Origin of the sequence: Fictibacillus norfolkensis (genome assembly GCF_014836645.1) — a bacterium.
Lineage (GTDB): Bacteria > Bacillota > Bacilli > Bacillales > Fictibacillaceae > Fictibacillus > Fictibacillus norfolkensis.
In genome coordinates this window covers 1-1,635 of sequence record NZ_JACSQM010000023.1, presented here as the reverse complement: position 1 = coordinate 1,635, position 1,635 = coordinate 1, and the positions used below count along the sequence as shown (strand labels likewise).

Annotated in this window: 1 rRNA gene; it reads left to right on the top strand. The window is 53.6% G+C overall.

From position 1 onward, the window contains the following. Positions 1 to 16 precede the first annotated feature (16 nt). Positions 17 to 1,567, top strand: a 16S ribosomal RNA gene (locus H9648_RS20555). Positions 1,568 to 1,635: the final 68 nt, after the last annotated feature.

The window sequence follows — 1,635 nt, the reverse complement described above, 5'->3', positions numbered from 1 at the left end:
GAGCAAGACAAACACTTTTATGGAGAGTTTGATCCTGGCTCAGGATGAACGCTGGCGGCGTGCCTAATACATGCAAGTCGAGCGAATGATGAGGAGCTTGCTCCTCTGATTTAGCGGCGGACGGGTGAGTAACACGTGGGTAATCTGCCTGTAAGACGGGGATAACTCCGGGAAACCGGGGCTAATACCGGATAATAAGAGAAGAAGCATTTCTTCTTTTTGAAAGTCGGCATCTCGCTGACACTTACAGATGAGCCCGCGGCGCATTAGCTAGTTGGTGAGGTAACGGCTCACCAAGGCGACGATGCGTAGCCGACCTGAGAGGGTGATCGGCCACACTGGGACTGAGACACGGCCCAGACTCCTACGGGAGGCAGCAGTAGGGAATCTTCGGCAATGGGCGAAAGCCTGACCGAGCAACGCCGCGTGAGCGATGAAGGCCTTCGGGTCGTAAAGCTCTGTTGTTAGAGAAGAACAAGTACGAGAGTAACTGCTCGTACCTTGACGGTACCTAACCAGAAAGCCACGGCTAACTACGTGCCAGCAGCCGCGGTAATACGTAGGTGGCAAGCGTTATCCGGAATTATTGGGCGTAAAGCGCGCGCAGGCGGTCTCTTAAGTCTGATGTGAAAGCCCACGGCTCAACCGTGGAGGGTCATTGGAAACTGGGAGACTTGAGTGCAGGAGAGAAAAGTGGAATTCCACGTGTAGCGGTGAAATGCGTAGAGATGTGGAGGAACACCAGTGGCGAAGGCGGCTTTTTGGCCTGTAACTGACGCTGAGGCGCGAAAGCGTGGGGAGCAAACAGGATTAGATACCCTGGTAGTCCACGCCGTAAACGATGAGTGCTAGGTGTTGGGGGGTTCCACCCTCAGTGCTGAAGTTAACACATTAAGCACTCCGCCTGGGGAGTACGACCGCAAGGTTGAAACTCAAAGGAATTGACGGGGGCCCGCACAAGCAGTGGAGCATGTGGTTTAATTCGAAGCAACGCGAAGAACCTTACCAGGTCTTGACATCCTTTGACCACTCTAGAGATAGAGCTTTCCCCTTCGGGGGACAAAGTGACAGGTGGTGCATGGTTGTCGTCAGCTCGTGTCGTGAGATGTTGGGTTAAGTCCCGCAACGAGCGCAACCCTTGACCTTAGTTGCCAGCATTCAGTTGGGCACTCTAAGGTGACTGCCGGTGACAAACCGGAGGAAGGTGGGGACGACGTCAAATCATCATGCCCCTTATGACCTGGGCTACACACGTGCTACAATGGATGATACAAAGGGTTGCGAAGCCGCGAGGCCAAGCCAATCCCAAAAAGTCATTCTCAGTTCGGATTGTAGGCTGCAACTCGCCTACATGAAGCCGGAATTGCTAGTAATCGCGGATCAGCATGCCGCGGTGAATACGTTCCCGGGCCTTGTACACACCGCCCGTCACACCACGAGAGTTTGTAACACCCGAAGTCGGTGGGGTAACCCTTTTGGGAGCCAGCCGCCGAAGGTGGGACAGATGATTGGGGTGAAGTCGTAACAAGGTAGCCGTATCGGAAGGTGCGGCTGGATCACCTCCTTTCTATGGAGATTATGAAACACCTTCGTGTGTTTCGTAAGTACGCCTATTCTTCTTTTGTTCAGTTTTGA